Genomic DNA, 15177 nt, shown 5'->3' on the forward strand with positions numbered 1-15177 from the left:
TCCTCTCGACATCGCATTACCGCCTTTCCGGTTATGTTCCATTATATTCCTGTATAAACAGAAGAAGCAACCGCTACGAAAAGGGTTACTTCTTCGCCCTGCTATTTGCAGAAAATATGCTTGCCGATCGTTTTCACCTGCGGACGGGTCCAGATCCACTTGGATGTCGCCGTCTCGGGATTGAAATAGTATTCGCAGCCGTTAGTCGGATCTGAGCCGTTCACCGCTTCCTGGACCGCCTTGAACGATGTTTCGTTAGGCGTCAGCCAGATCTGGCCGTCTGCTACAGCCGTGAAGGCACCCGGCTGGAAGATGACACCAGAGACGGTGTTCGGGAAGTTGGCTGATTTCACACGGTTCAGAATAACCGCCGCTACAGCCACTTGACCGATATACGGCTCGCCGCGGGCTTCGCCGTTGACCGCATTGGCCATCAGCTTGAGATCCTCTTGGGAAAGGCCCAGCTTGGTCGCTTGCGTCATTCCCGAAGGCACGGAGCTTGGAGCTCCTCCCCCGCCACCGCCTGCTGCCGAGCCTCCTCCTGCAGTGCCTGTTTTGCCGGAGGTGCTCCCTGTTACCCAGGGAGGCAGATCTTCGGCTTTCGCTTTCCAATCCTTCGTCGCTTCCCAGAGCTTCAGCTTGGTCTTGTCTCCCGCGATACCGTCCACGGACAGACCGAATTCGGATTGGAACCACTTGAGCGACTTGAGCGTTTGATAGCCGAAATCGCCGTCCACATTCCCCTTATAGAATCCGAGATACTTCAGCCTTCCCTGAAGCTCATACGTATCGGCTGTGCCGGAAGCCCCGTAGCGGATCTCATTCTTACTGAAGGTCTGCTCGATGTGAAGCCTATGCTTCAGTTCAAGCCCGCCAAACAGCACAGCAACCAGTGAAACGGTGATCACTATCAATCGTTTGTTCATGTGCGGCAACTCACCTTTCCCGCCATCAGATTGGCAACCTAATATAAGGTTATTATGAGAAAGGGAATGCATCATTATTCAAGCTTGGCGTTTCATCCGGGATTTGTCAGTTAGGCGGCATCAAGCCGTTCACTAGGCTAAGAACTCATCCGGTTCATCTGGTACTGCTCCATCGATACGAGCACCTCACGCGGCTTGCTTCCCTCGTAAGGCCCGACAACGCCTCTCGCTTCCATCGTGTCGATCAGCCTCGCCGCACGCGTATAACCGATCCTCATGCGCCGCTGGAGCAGGGAAACGGATGCCTGCTTCGCTTCCAGAATAATCTGGACAGCCTGCTCGTACAGCTCATCCTCGAACACACCTTGCTCATCCTGCTTGTCTTCGACTTGCGGAACCATATCCTCCACATATTCAACCTGCCGCTGAGTCCGTACAAAATTGCACACCGTCTCGACTTCCTGATCGGACAGGAACGCTCCCTGTACCCTCACTGGTTTGGAAGCACCCATAGGCAAGTACAGCATATCGCCCCGGCCTAGCAGCTTCTCAGCCCCCGCGGAATCCAGTATAGTCCGTGAGTCCACCTGTGAGGATACGCCGAAGGCAATTCTCGACGGAATATTGGCTTTGATAACCCCCGTAATTACATCTACGGACGGACGCTGTGTGGCGATCAGCAGATGAATGCCTGCCGCCCGCGCCATCTGGGCTAGCCGGCAGATCGCATCCTCTACGTCATTGGCCGCCACCATCATCAAATCAGCCAATTCGTCGACGATGACGACGATATATGGCAACGGAACACCCGTCTGCGTTTCGACCAGCATATTGTTGTATCCCTCGATATTCCGCGTTCCGCTCTTGGAGAACAACTCATAGCGCTTTTCCATCTCCACGACGACCTTTTTGAGCGCCAGCGAGGCTCGTTTCGGATCGGTGACTACAGGCGCAAGCAAATGAGGGATGCCATTATACACATTGAGCTCGACCATCTTGGGATCGATCATCAGGAACTTGACCTCATCCGGCTTGGCCTTGAACAAAATACTCGTAATAATGCCGTTCACGCATACCGATTTCCCTGACCCTGTAGCTCCCGCGACCAGCATATGCGGCATCTTCGATAAATTGCCGACAATCGGCTGTCCGGAAATGTCCCGTCCCAGCGTAATCGAGAGTCTCGAAGACGCATCCTGGAAGGCTGCCGTCTCCATAACTTCCCGCATCGTGACGATGGACACTTCCGTATTCGGCACCTCGATGCCGATAGCGGACTTGCCGGGAATAGGCGCTTCCATCCGGATATCCTTGGCAGCGAGCGCCAGCGCGATATCATCGGTCAAACTCACAATCCGGCTGACCTTCACTCCAACATCGGGCTGAATCTCATAACGCGTGACTGCCGGACCGCGTACAACCTCCAGCACCTTGGCCCTCACGCCAAAGCTTTCCAGCGTGGCCTCCAGCTTGCGTGCAACCGCCTTGTAATCGAGCGAATCGCCTCCCTTGCCGGAAGCCGGCTTCGAGAGCAATTGCAGGGAGGGCAGCTCGTAAGGGATCATGAGCGGCTTGGCTTTGATATCGAAATCCTCACCACTGCCCTCGGCCACCTCACCCCGGGCTTCGGCAGATTCCTCTGCTGGCTGTCCCGAAGCTGCCGCTCCGGCTACCACGGTCAGTCCAGTACCGCCTGCCGCGTGATTCCGATCTGGAACCTCGCTTGTGTAAGTCTCTTGACGAACCTGCTCCTGAAAGTCGCGGATAACCGGGATCGGAGAATCCATTTCCTGCTCCTCTTGTATCCTAGCCGCATCATCATCTGAATGCCTATCATCGGCTGCGTACACCGTAACTTCTTCGTCTGCTTCCTCCTGCTCTCCTGAAGCTTTCGCTTTACGCTTATGGGTCGTCTTACCCTCATCGTCAGATGGCTTGAGCAATTCGAAGAAAAGAGAGCGTTTCTTCCCTTCCGGTTTGCGAGCTTTGGCGGCAGGCTTGTAGGATTCTTCACTGAACTCGTCGTCATCCGCCTGCGCGTGAAGTACGGGAGCGGCAGCCTTTTTCTTGCGCGCTGCCGCTTCAGCCGTCCGGGCCTGACGCCGCTCCAGCGCCTTCTGTCTCAGAAATTGCCCAAGCAGCGTATCCTTGAATGCTTTCCCTGCGCGGAGCTTCTCCGCCAAATCGCCGATCGACCATCCGGTAACCAGACTGAGTCCCGCAAGAATCAGTGTGATCTGAATCAGTCTGGCGCCCAAATTCCCGAACATAAAGAAAAAGACCGCATAGAGGATGGCCCCGATCATCCCGCCGCCAACACTGTCGGTCAGGATGTTTTGTCCCTGTGCGCTGCTTTCCAGTCCGTCGACCAGACTTGTCCACGTCTGCGATACAATTTGTCCAGCTTCGAAGTTAGCCTTGGGGAAAAGCATAGCGAACAGGCTGATGTGGCTCATCAGCAGCAGAGACAACAAAATCAGCAGCAAGCCGGTCTTTCTCGCCGTCCGCCAGAGCGGCCAGCGGCGCTTCATCATCGCATAGAGGGCTACGTATATGAATACAAGGGGGATGATGAAATCCCACGTTCCGATCACGAATCGGAATAAGTATGTTAGCGAACGGGCTACCGAGCCTTCGCGGGACAACGCAATGACAGATAGCGTCAGTATGAGTATCCCGTAGAGCTCGAATTTTAAATTTGTTTTGATTCCTTTGCCCTTCTTCTTCCTTTTGGCCAACGCCGTTCACCCCCGTCAGCTCATTATACCATAAACTGGGGTGAAAACATACGTTTCCATTTTCTCAGAATAACTGACCGCCCATTGTTGGCTTAAATTCAATGATCTGCCCTGGGGCCAGCCTAGGGTTGAGATAATCCTCCAGCTTACAGTCGATCAGCCTGACAATAGCTGCCTGCGAGCCATTCAGCGGCTGCACCTGCATGGTGATGCCATTTACCGAAATCTCCATCGGCGACGGCATGGCAGGGGGAGGAGCATCAAATCCGTCCATCACCACATCCATAGGAAGTACGGTATAATGGGTCATTGTATCATCCCGCCCGTCTGCTGCTTCCGCCGTTCCTCAATCAAATCATTGAGCTTACGGATGGCCTCTCCGATCCCTCCCAGACTGTCCATCAATCCGTACCTAACGGCATCCGCTCCGATGACTGTCGTGCCGATATCACGAGTCAGCTCACCGGTTTTGAACATCAGCTCCTTGAACTTCTCCTCCTCGACCCTTGAATGCCGGGTTACAAATCGAATGACGCGCTCCTGCATTTTATCCAGGTATTCGAAGGTTTGCGGCACTCCGATGACAAGGCCGTTAAGACGAATCGGATGGATCGTCATCGTGGCGGTTTCCGCAATGATCGAGTAACTCGCCGAAACGGCAATCGGCACCCCGATGCTATGGCCTCCTCCCAATACAAGCGTCACCGTCGGCTTGGATAGTGTAGCGATCATCTCCGCAATCGCCAGACCGGCCTCCACATCGCCTCCGACCGTATTCAAAATGATCAATACGCCTTCTATTTTCTGATTTTGCTCGGCCGCTACCAATTGCGGAATCAAATGCTCATACTTCGTCGTTTTATTCTGAGGCGGGAGCACGACATGCCCTTCTACCTGCCCGATGATGGTCATACAAAATATATTGGATTCCCCGTTCGGCACAGCCGTTTGTCCAAGCTGCTGAATCGCCTCTACCGCTCCATTTTTACGTATATCTTCTGGCGACGGATTACCCGGCGGTTGTACCGGTGCTTGCGGTTGCTGTTCCAGCTTTTCATTGTTCAACATTCACAACCCCCTCACAGATGTCCAAATCTGCCTTTAGTATGGGTCCACCCGCCAGGAATATGCGCGCAAGCAAAAAGCTTCCCTTGATCGCGGCGGCAGCCGGCCCGGGAAGCTTTCTGGACTTGCGGTTAAAGCTTATAGGTAAAGTGTCAAGTGACTAATGCGAGTGACTAGACTTCCATAATGATTGGAAGAATCATTGGTCTTCTTCTGGTTTGTTCATATAAAAATCGTCCGAGTGCGTCCTTCACATGTGTTTTGAGGGACGCCCACTCATTCACGTTCTCATTCATCAATCGGTGCAACGTGCTTGTTACGATCCGGTTCGCCTCGTCAAGCAGTCCTTCGGACTCCCGAACGTAAACGAAGCCTCTGGAGATAATATCCGGTCCGGATAAGATCTTCCCGTCTTGCTTGCTGAGCGTTACCACGACGACCAGAATGCCGTCCTGGGACAGCAGCTTGCGGTCGCGAAGCACGATATTACCAACATCGCCCACACCCAAACCGTCAATCAGCACGTTACCGGAAGGTACCTTCGAGCCTTTGCGGGCAACGCCGTCCAAAATCTCAACGGTCTCCCCGTTATCCACGATGAAGATATCCTCACGCGGGATTCCGACAGACTCTGCAAGCAGCCCGTGATGACGAAGCATCCGGTACTCTCCGTGAATCGGGATAAAGTACTTGGGACGCATGATATTGAGCATCAGCTTGAGCTCTTCCTGGCTGCCGTGGCCCGATACGTGGACGCCTGTAACCGAACCCGGTCCATAGATAACATGCGCTCCGATGCGCATCAGCTCATCGACCGTACGTCCTACGTAGCGTTCATTGCCCGGAATTGGCGTCGCCGCAATGATAACCGTATCCCCTGGTAAAATATCAATCTTGCGGTGTGTGGAACGAGCCATCCGCGTCAAAGCCGACATCGGCTCACCCTGGGAACCCGTGCAGAGAATGACGACACGGTCTGCAGCCAGCTTATTGACTTCCTCCGGCTCAATCAGCATGCCGTCCGGAATATTCAAGTAGCCCAGCTCGCTGGCAATCGATACGACATTCACCATGCTCCGGCCGATGACGGTAAGCTTGCGGCGTGTAACCTGGCAAGCGTCAATAACCTGCTGAACCCGGTGAATATTGGATGCGAACGTCGCGATGATGACGCGCTGCTTCGCTTTGCGGAACACCTCTTCGATTTCCGCACCTACACTGCGCTCCGAGCCTGTATAGCCTGGACGTTCCGAGTTCGTGCTGTCAGACAGCAAGGCAAGTACGCCCTGCTGTCCGAGCGCCGCCATCTTGTGCAAATCGGCATACTGATCATTCACAGGAGTCTGGTCGAATTTGAAGTCCCCGGTGTGTACAACATTTCCCTCAGGAGTTGCCAAGCACACGCCGACCGAATCCGGAATACTGTGATTGGTCTTAAAGAATGTGGCTGTGATCGTACCGAGCTTCAGCTCCGAATCCGACGTGATGATGGAGCGCTTGGTTTCTCCAAGCAACCCGGCTTCCTTCAGCTTCGTTTCGATCAGTCCCATGGTCAAACGCGTGGCGAATAGCGGAACATTCAGGCTTCTGAGGACGTAAGGCAGACCTCCGATGTGATCCTCATGTCCGTGCGTAATCAGAATGCCGCGCACCTTATCGCGATTTTCTGTCAGGTAGGAAATGTCGGGAATGACAATATCGATACCAAGCATGTCCTCTTCAGGAAACTTAAGACCGCAGTCCACCACCACAATATCGTTGGCATATTGCACAACGTACATATTCTTACCGATCTCGCCCACGCCGCCAAGGGCAAAGATCGTCAATTTATCTATATTTTTCTTAGACAAAGTATTGAAACCTCCTCCATTTATTTGACGACGATTATTCATATGAACGTACAAACCCATTACTAAACCGCACCAGTCACTTGGCACCATTATACATGAAAGAATCTTGACTTTACAAGTAAGCTTATATACAAATGCTCACCTTAAACCTGGTACTTGTTAGAGTAACCAAAAAAAGAAAACCGATGCCGCGAGCGGCACCGATTCATCGAAGACTTCATCCAAGCAGGGAAGCAATGAATTGTCCTTCTTGTTCGGTCACATTCACGAGCGGGAGCCGCACGCCGCCCACCTGCACGCCTCTCAGGTTCAGCGCATGCTTCACCGGAGCAGGATTAGGTACACGATGCGGGCAGAAGAACAATCCTCTGAAAACCGGCAGAAGCTTGCCATGCCATTCGGCCGCTTCCTTCACATTCCCCTGTAAATAGGAGTTTATCATAGATTTCATTTCTTTTCCAATCACGTGAGAAGCCACGCTGATAATTCCGTGCCCACCAACGGCCAAAGCCGGCAGCGCTGTCGTATCATCGCCGCTGTACACAAGGAATCCTGGAGCTGCGCCCGCGACAATTTGCGTAAGCTGATCCGTGTCTGCACAGTCCTTGGTCGCTACGATATTCGGTATCTGCGATAAGCGGATGGTGGTGTCAGGATCAATATTCACGCCTGTACGACCAGGTACGTTATACAGAATAACCGGAATCGATACGGATTCCGCGATGGCTTTGAAATGCTGGTAGAGTCCTTCCTGCGAAGGCTTGCTGTAATAAGGAGCGACAAGCAGCAGCGCATCTACGCCAAGCTTCTCGGCCTCCTGGGACAAGTGAATCGAATGGGCCGTATTGTTGCTCCCGGTCCCCGCGATTATTTTAGCCCTGCCTTCAACATGCTTGACGGCTGCCTCGAACAGACGGAGCTTTTCCTCATCGTTTACCGTCGGGGATTCCCCGGTAGTTCCGCATACGACAAGGCTGTCGCTTTGCTGCTCATCTATCAAATAATCAAGCAATTTGTCAAATTGAGCCCAATCCACTTGGAGCTGCTCATCGAACGGAGTAACCATTGCTGTAATCAATCTTCCGAAATCCACGACATTCTCCTCCTGATTGTGATGATCTATTTATTCAGCTTGAATTTACGGTGAAGTGCTCTTACCGCCTGTACCATATCCTGGCCTTCAACCAAAGCCCAGATTGTCGTATTGGAGTCCGCAGACTGCAGGATGTGAATATCCTGATCCGTCAATGCTTCCACGATCATCGCCATAATGCCCGGAACGCCATTCATGCCGCCCCCGATAATCGATACCTTGGCGCATCCGCCGGTGACGACAGGCGACAACCCCAGCTCCTGCAGCGCCTCAATCGCCCGCTTCGCTTCTGAATCGAAGACCGTGTACGTCACGCCCAATGGATTCACATTGATAAAATCAACGCTGATACGTTCCTCAGCCATGGCCTTGAACACGCGGAGCTGAAGGTCAAACATCCCCTCTGGAGCAGCTACCCGGATCTGCGATATGCCGGCTGCATGGGCAATTCCCGTGACGAATCTGTCATGAACGGTCCCTGCCGCCCTAACGAGATCCGGATGCGTGACCAGCGTCCCGGGATCCCTGGAGAAGGTTGAGCGCACGCGAACAGGGATGCCCGCATGCATCGCCACTTCTACAGCCCTGGGATGGATCACCTTGGCCCCCAGATGAGCCATGTTGCATATCTCGGCGTAAGACACCACCTCAAGAGCCTTGGCATCCTCTACAATCCGCGGGTCTGCGGTCAAAATTCCGCTTACATCGGTAAAGATATCAACCATCTCCGCCTTCAGCGCAGCACCAAGTGCTGTCGCGGATGTATCGCTGCCCCCCCTGCCGAGGGTGGTCAGATCTCCGCTAGCGGCAGCGCCTTGAAATCCCGCCACAATCACTACCAGCCCCTGCTGCAGGGCTTCGATTACGCGTTCTGGAGAGATGGAGATGATCTGTGCGTTACCGTAGTCGTTATTCGTTTTAATACCGGCTTGAGCGCCTGTGAACGCGGTAGCGGGAATACCCTCCGCCTGGAGCAAACTGCATAAGGTTGCGGCCGATATCAGCTCACCGCAGCCCAGCAGCATGTCTCGCTCTCTGGCAGGCAGCCGATCCCCGTTCTGGCTGATCCAACCCAACAACGTGTCCGTAGCATAGGGCTCGCCCTTCCGTCCCATAGCCGATACGACAACAACTGGTGCAAGTCCTTGATCAATGGCTTCCCGGATATGTTCAATAACATGTGCTCTGGCTTCGGCTGTGGAAAGGGAGGTGCCCCCAAATTTCTGCACCAGGATCTTCAATCAGATCTCCCTTTCTCCATGAGCATTCATTTCATGAAGCAAAAGCCTGGCTTCCTGCCACTAAGGACAGGAAGCCAGACGAATAGGCATGATTCTAATTCTGTTCGATCGCGATGTATTCCGCAATCTGCACGGCATTCCAGGCTGCGCCCTTCAGCAGGTTGTCGGATACGATCCACAGGTTCAGCGCCCGCGGATTGCTGAGATCGCGGCGTACACGCCCGACGAACGTTTCCAGCTTCCCGGCAGCTTCGGTTGCGAGCGGATATTCCTGCTCAGCCGCGTTGTCCTGAAGTACGATTCCCGGCGAGTCTGCGAGAAGCTGCTTAACTTCCTCCACGTCGAAGTCGGATTTCAGCTCCACATAGACGGACTCGGAATGACCATAAACTACCGGGATACGAACGCAGGTTGCCGTTACTTCCAGCGTGTCGTCGCCCATGATTTTCTTCGTTTCGTTGATCATCTTCATCTCTTCGTAAGTAAATCCGTTATCGACGAATTTGTCGATCTGCGGAATAGCGTTGAAGGCAATCTGATGCTTCTTAGGCAGCGATCCTACTGGCAAGATCTTAGGCTCTACTTCACGGCCGTCAAGGACCTCGCGGGATTGGCGCAGCATCTCCTGAATAGCGCTTGCTCCTGCTCCGGAAACCGCCTGGTACGTGGACACGATGATCCGGGAAATACCGTAACGGTCATACAACGGCTTAAGCGTTTGAACCATTTGAATCGTCGAGCAGTTCGGGTTGGCAATGACACCCTTGTGATCGCTGACTTTATCGATATTGACCTCCGGCACAACCAGCGGAGTTTCAGGGTCCATCCGGAAAGCACTTGTGTTATCGACGCAGACCGTTCCGCGGCTGATCGCTTCGGGGATGAGCGCTTTACTTACGTCTCCTCCAGCGCTGAACAGAGCAATGTCCACACCCTCGAAGGAATCCGGAGTTGCCTCCTGCACAACGATATCCTGTCCTTTAAACGCTATCTTGGAGCCAGCCGAACGAGCAGAAGACAGCAGCTTCAACTCTTGAATGGGGAAATTCCGCTCAGCCAGCAAACGGATAATTTGTTCTCCTACGGCACCTGTTGCGCCTACGACGGCAACGTTAAACAACTTCTGATTCGACATGTAGTTCTCTCCCCTGCGGTAAATGATGACTTATACGCTGATTCTGCTTATTGCTTGTAAGGTGAATCAATAATTAAATCGTTCGATCAGCATCGGCTGAAGCTGCTTGCCGGCCAGCGCGGCCTCGCATGTCTCCATAATCAGATCCATACGGGCGACCAGCGAATTCGGTTTGGCAGTCGGCGCGTCCTGTCCGAACGGGACAAAGTAAATGTTCTTCGTGATCAACAGTTTACCGACATTCGTCGCGTTGAGTCCGAGTCCGTCATTGGTGGAGATGGCCAGCACAAGCGGACGTTGATTCCGCATCTGGGCCTTCGCCGCCATCAGAACAGGGCTCTCGGTCATCGCGTTAGCCAGCTTGCTTGTTGTATTTCCGGTGCAAGGAGCAATCACCATCACGTCCAAGAGCTTGGATGGACCTAGCGGCTCGGCATCTACAATTGAAGAAATAATATCATTTCCTGTGATCTCTTTCAACTGTTTTTGCCAACTTTCCGAGCTTCCGAAGCGTGTATTGGTCGTCATAATCGTCTGGGTGACTATCGGCACAACCTTAGCACCGGCATCTATAAACCGTTTGATTTGCGGCATAACCTCTTCGAATGTACAGTGCGATCCCGTCAGCGCGAAGCCTACGGTCACTTGATTCCAATCCATTTATGCATTCCCCCTTGGCTGTGGATGCTCCATAATAATACGGCTGATCGTATCGGCGATGATCCGTCCTGCTGTTTTCGGCGCAACAATACCGGGCAAGCCTGGGGCGAGCAAGGCTTTGACCCCCCGTTTCTCGGCAAAACGAAAGTCGGTGCCGCCCGGCTTCGATGCCAGATCGATAATCAGGGCGCGGTGGGGAATATTGGCAATAACCTGCGCCGTGAGGATTAAGGCAGGAATCGTATTGTACAGAAAATCCACCCCGGATACCCGGCCTATCAGATCCTTGGTATAGAAGGGATTCATCCCCATCTCTGCCGCTCTTGCAAAATAGTCAGGCTTATTGACGCCCACGCTCACACGGGCCCCCATTCCCTGGAGAGTGCGGGCAAGTGTGATCCCGGTGCGTCCGAAGCCAAGCACCATCGATTCGGAACTGTGAATCGTAATGTCCGTATTCTGGATCGCCATCATGATGGCGCCCTCTGCCGTTGGTATGGAGTTGTAAATCGCTACATCGTCGCGGTCAAACAGCTCAACAAGAGCAATCCCTTGGGCCGCGCATAGCTCGCGTAAGTAAGGCTTTGCCATCCCGGTAAATATGGTGGCGTGCTTCGGCAAAGCCGCTATATGTTCTTGGGTCAGACGAAGTTCCTTGGAGGAAAATAGGCTGTCTACCCGGCCATGATCATCCGTTCCCACCGCAGGCAAAATAACCGCATCCATCCCTTCAAGGGCTTCCGGCGTGAGCTCTGCCTTGGTGATTCCGCTGAATCCGTTCTGAAGATTGTCGAATCCGATCAGCGTTACGGACGCATCCAGCTCTGAGCATTTGTGAATGACCTCAAGCTGTCTCGCGTCCCCCCCGATCAGAGCCGTTTGAATCCCGGTAAGCATCTTTCTCACCTCTTTCTAGATCGCTTTCGATACGTCATCTTATGCGTCTGCCCAGAGATGGGTTCCAACCGAGACACAGGTGCGCTTCATACGCGTGATTGGCTAACGGAGGTTGCTTCATGATAGGGGGAGGCCATGTAACGGAATTGCCAAAGCTGGATAAGCATGAGGTCCCTGTGACCGGCGGCTTGGTGAACTGGTTTTTATTTCTGCGGGAAGCAGACCAAACACTGGGAGGCGTTGACGGTGAACGAACCTTTGCTGAAAAGGCGATGACCACCTTGGAGTTTTTAAGTCAAGACGCTGAGACTCGCTTGGAGTATGAAGCGCGTCTCAAGTTTCTAAGGGATGAAACCTCAAGAATCGAAGGAGTGAAGGCTGAGGCGAAAGCCCAAGGCCCAGCAGAGGGCAGAGCTGAGGGCGAGTACAAGAAAGTTGTGGAGATTGCTGCTAATTTGCTGTCTATGGGACTCGACATAGAAGCTATTTCCAAAGCCTCCGGTTTGTCCAGAGAAGAAGTCACAGCGCTGAAGAAAATTTGATCAAAAAGACAAAAAAACGGCGGGCCCCTATACAAAGGCTCGCCGATTTTCTATGCTTCTTTCTTATTTCGTACCCGTATGGCCAAAGCCGCCGGCGCCACGGACCGTCGCGTCGAGTTCCTCGACTTCTTGCAGGATAATTTGCGGCACGCGCTGAAAAACCATCTGCGCAATCCGTTCCTTGCGCTCGATCGTGAACGACTCGGAGCCATGGTTGATCAGCAGCACCTTCACTTCGCCCCGATAGTCTGCATCGATCGTTCCCGGGGAGTTCAGGCTGGTGATGCCGTGCTTGAAGGCCAGACCGCTGCGCGGCCGGATCTGTGCCTCCAGCTCGCCCGGCATCGCCAGCGCGAAACCCGTAGGGATGAGGGCACGCTGGCCCGGCGCCAGTATGACAGGCTCTGCCACGGCGGCATACAGATCGAAGCCGCTGGCGAGCTCTGACATTTTCACCGGCAGCGGGACATCCTCATTGCCAGGCAGTCGTTTAATTTGCACTTGAAATTGTTCAGACAAGCTGATCCCTCCTGAATCCTTGAATCGCATCATCCGTATGACCGACCATAGCAACAGCGAAAGGCGTGGACAGCAAGCTGGCTGTTAGCTCGCGGATCTGTTCCATCTCAACCCGCTCGATACGTTCGATAATTTCGTCGAGATTATAATGTCTGCCCAGCATCAGCTCGTTCTTGCCTATACGGTTCATCCGGCTGCTCGTGCTCTCCAGACTGAGGATCAGACTGCCTTTCATCTGCTCTTTCCCTTTGCGCAGCTCGGCAGGCGTCAATCCCTGCTCCTTCAGCTCCGCCATCATCTCCAGCGTTACCTTGAGCACTTCGGAAGTTTGCTTGGGAGCCGTTCCCGTATAGATGGTAAACATCCCACCGTCCTGGTAGGAAGTGTGGTAGGAATAAACAGAGTACGCCAATCCCCGCTTCTCGCGAATTTCCTGGAACAAGCGGGAGCTCATCCCGCCCCCGATCGCATTGTTCAGCAGGATCATTGCATACAGATTCTCATCTGTAATCGGTAGTCCGGGCAGCGATAGACAGATATGGTTTTGCTCGGTTTTCTTCTTATGGTATGCCAGCTCGCTGTGGAATCCAAGCGGTTGACGGATCTCCGGCGCTGTTGAACCGGCAAAGCCGCTGAAGTGGCTTTCGATCAGCGACAGCACATCATCGCCGACATTTCCTGCGATGCTGACGACCGTATTGCCGGGGGTATAGTAGGATTTCATATAATCCCGCAGCGTATCGGAGTTCATGGCCGACAAATTCTCTTCCGTTCCGATGATCGTATATCCCAGCGTATGGTCGCCGAAAGCAGCCTGTGCGATCAGATCATGCACCATATCATCCGGCGTATCTTCGTACATGGAAATCTCTTCGTAGATCACGTTTTTTTCCTTCTCCAGCTCCTCAGGATCGAAGACGGAGCGGAAAAACATATCGGAGAGTACCTCAACGGCGATAGGCAAATGCTCATCGAGTACTTTGCAGTAATAGCAGGTGTACTCCTTGGATGTAAAGGCATTAATGTTCCCGCCGATGCCATCGAAAATTTCTGCGATTTCCTTGGCCGAGTATTTCTCGGTTCCCTTGAAAAGCATATGCTCAATAAAATGGGAAATCCCGTTGTTCGTCTCCGTCTCATTGCGCGATCCGGTTTTCACCCAGATGCCAAAAGCGACGGAACGGCAAGTCGGAATTTTCTCGATCACAACCCGCAGACCGTTACCCAGGGTATATTTGTCCAAGCACGGATGCCTCCTCGTTCGTATTCACTGATACCCCTGCCCCAGTTGCTATGCAGGCATAATATTTAGATATTACCATTATTGTCCGGTGGACTCAACCTCAGGGAGTCGCTGCGGGGAAAGCACCTCGCTGACGGTGCCGAGCTGCAGCCCCTTGCTTCGGATGATACGAATCATTTCTGGCAGCGCCTCGCTGCTGGAGGCGGTCGGATGCATCAGGATGAGCGTACCAGGCTCCACGCGGGACGATATTTTGCGGATAATGGAGGAAGCGGGAGGCTTCTTCCAATCGACCGTGTCCAGGGTCCATAAGACGGTCCTCAGCTTGAGACTGTGGGCAACATCCACCGTTGTTTGATTAAAGTCCCCCGACGGTGGAGCGAACAAGCCTCCGTCTACTCCAACCTGTTCTCTAAGCAGCTTCTCCGTCTTGACAATTTCCGTTTCATTCTGACCTCGCGAGAGCGTACTCATATTTTTATGGGAATACGCATGATTTCCCAGCTCATGCCCCTTCTCTGCAATGGTCTTGGCCATCGCAACATTTTTGGATAACCACATCCCGTCGAGGAAAAAGGTTGCGTGTACCCCTTCCTTCTCAAGCGTAGCCAGCATCTTGCTTAAGTACTCGTCTCCCCAGGCGACATTGATCATGAAGGACACTAGCCGCTTGTTGGGATTTCCCTTATAGACCGGATGCGGGCCAAGCTGGTCAAGACCAATCTGGGGCTGAATTTCGCGATACACCAACGGCGGCGGCATCGGGTAACCTTTCGCTTCTGCCGCGGCGAGGGACTTCTCGACATCGACCTCACGGCCGTTGTAGCCAGGTACGGCCTTCCATACCGGGTCGATCTTGGCATCGACCGGTGCGATGTACCGCTTGCCTGCTTCCGTCTGGATCCATTGCAGAGCATGGGACCGGGCAGATTCATCCTCTCCCCGGAAATAGCGCGCCAGCGTCTGCAGAGATTCTCCCTCTCCGAAGCTGCCGGGGGTACCGCTTGCTTGACGGGCATGGGTCACAAACCTCTCCACAGCCGTGGATTGCTGAAGCAGCACCAGAACAACGCCAAGACTGGCTGTCGCAAACAGCAGTAATTTTTGCTTTTTCCGGTTCATAGTCAGGTCTCCCGTTTCTTCCTTGTTTGTCCCATTCATATGCTGGGAAGGACGAGTTTAGACCTTGTACAAAAACCGGGTACGGCTGAGAACTGTTCGACGTCATTCCTCACACGCTTCTTCACACAGCAAAAAAGAGACAGACA

The 15177-nt window shown here is 53.3% G+C and carries 13 protein-coding genes and 1 pseudogene; 1 reads left to right on the plus strand and 13 read right to left on the minus strand.

The window, feature by feature from the left end; genetic code table 11:
- Positions 1–101: 101 nt before the first annotated feature.
- The 10 genes from sleB to dpsA form a co-directional block, all read right to left on the minus strand.
- Positions 102–926 (minus strand): spore cortex-lytic enzyme, encoded by an 825-nt coding sequence (sleB, locus tag WMW72_RS19890; RefSeq protein ID WP_341417295.1) that lies wholly within the window; start codon positions 924–926, stop codon positions 102–104.
- A 137-nt stretch (positions 927–1063) separates the two neighbouring features.
- The gene (locus tag WMW72_RS19895; RefSeq protein ID WP_341417296.1) at positions 1064–3664 is read right to left on the minus strand and encodes an FtsK/SpoIIIE family DNA translocase; all 2601 of its coding nucleotides are present in this window, start codon (positions 3662–3664) and stop codon (positions 1064–1066) included.
- A gap of 64 nt (positions 3665–3728) precedes the next feature.
- The gene (locus WMW72_RS19900; protein ID WP_341417297.1) at positions 3729–3974 is read right to left on the minus strand and encodes a YlzJ-like family protein; all 246 of its coding nucleotides are present in this window, start codon (positions 3972–3974) and stop codon (positions 3729–3731) included.
- Positions 3971–4732 carry a ClpP family protease gene (locus WMW72_RS19905; protein WP_341417298.1) on the minus strand — a complete coding sequence of 254 codons (762 nt, stop codon included), beginning with the start codon at positions 4730–4732 and terminating at the stop codon, positions 3971–3973. The genes WMW72_RS19900 and WMW72_RS19905 overlap by 4 nt, the downstream gene beginning before the upstream one ends.
- Before the next feature lie 170 nt (positions 4733–4902).
- Positions 4903–6579: a ribonuclease J gene (locus WMW72_RS19910; RefSeq protein WP_341417299.1), complete on the minus strand. Its 1677-nt coding sequence runs from the start codon at positions 6577–6579 to the stop codon at positions 4903–4905.
- 217 nt (positions 6580–6796) lie between these two features.
- Entirely contained in the window at positions 6797–7672 is an 876-nt protein-coding gene (gene dapA, locus WMW72_RS19915; protein ID WP_341417300.1) for a 4-hydroxy-tetrahydrodipicolinate synthase, read from the minus strand.
- 26 nt (positions 7673–7698) lie between these two features.
- Entirely contained in the window at positions 7699–8913 is a 1215-nt protein-coding gene (gene dapG, locus WMW72_RS19920; protein WP_341417301.1) for an aspartate kinase, read from the minus strand.
- A gap of 94 nt (positions 8914–9007) precedes the next feature.
- Positions 9008–10048 carry an aspartate-semialdehyde dehydrogenase gene (locus WMW72_RS19925; RefSeq protein ID WP_341417302.1) on the minus strand — a complete coding sequence of 347 codons (1041 nt, stop codon included), beginning with the start codon at positions 10046–10048 and terminating at the stop codon, positions 9008–9010.
- Positions 10049–10114: 66 nt separating this feature from the next.
- Entirely contained in the window at positions 10115–10708 is a 594-nt protein-coding gene (locus tag WMW72_RS19930) for a dipicolinate synthase subunit B (RefSeq protein WP_341417303.1), read from the minus strand.
- Positions 10709–11605 (minus strand): dipicolinate synthase subunit DpsA, encoded by an 897-nt coding sequence (dpsA, locus tag WMW72_RS19935; RefSeq protein ID WP_341417304.1) that lies wholly within the window; start codon positions 11603–11605, stop codon positions 10709–10711. It lies immediately after the preceding gene.
- A gap of 134 nt (positions 11606–11739) precedes the next feature.
- Between dpsA and WMW72_RS19940 the strand changes: the two are divergent.
- A pseudogene (locus tag WMW72_RS19940) lies at positions 11740–12147 on the plus strand (PD-(D/E)XK nuclease family transposase); the annotation flags it as partial.
- Positions 12148–12210: 63 nt separating this feature from the next.
- Here the strand turns inward: WMW72_RS19940 and dut are convergent.
- The 3 genes from dut to WMW72_RS19955 all read right to left on the minus strand — a co-directional run bounded on the left by dut (position 12211) and on the right by WMW72_RS19955 (position 15031).
- Positions 12211–12666, minus strand: coding sequence for a dUTP diphosphatase (gene dut / locus WMW72_RS19945; RefSeq protein WP_341417306.1), 456 nt, complete (start codon positions 12664–12666; stop codon positions 12211–12213).
- On the minus strand, positions 12659–13909 hold the full coding sequence (locus tag WMW72_RS19950) for a M16 family metallopeptidase (RefSeq protein ID WP_341417307.1): 1251 nt from the start codon (positions 13907–13909) through the stop codon (positions 12659–12661). Before WMW72_RS19950 ends, dut begins: the two co-directional genes overlap by 8 nt.
- Positions 13910–13987: 78 nt before the next feature.
- The gene (locus WMW72_RS19955; RefSeq protein ID WP_341417308.1) at positions 13988–15031 is read right to left on the minus strand and encodes a polysaccharide deacetylase family protein; all 1044 of its coding nucleotides are present in this window, start codon (positions 15029–15031) and stop codon (positions 13988–13990) included.
- Between the last annotated feature and the right edge of the window lie 146 nt (positions 15032–15177).

It is taken from the genome of Paenibacillus filicis (genome assembly GCF_038070315.1).
In the GTDB taxonomy this organism is placed as follows: domain Bacteria; phylum Bacillota; class Bacilli; order Paenibacillales; family NBRC-103111; genus Paenibacillus_G; species Paenibacillus_G filicis.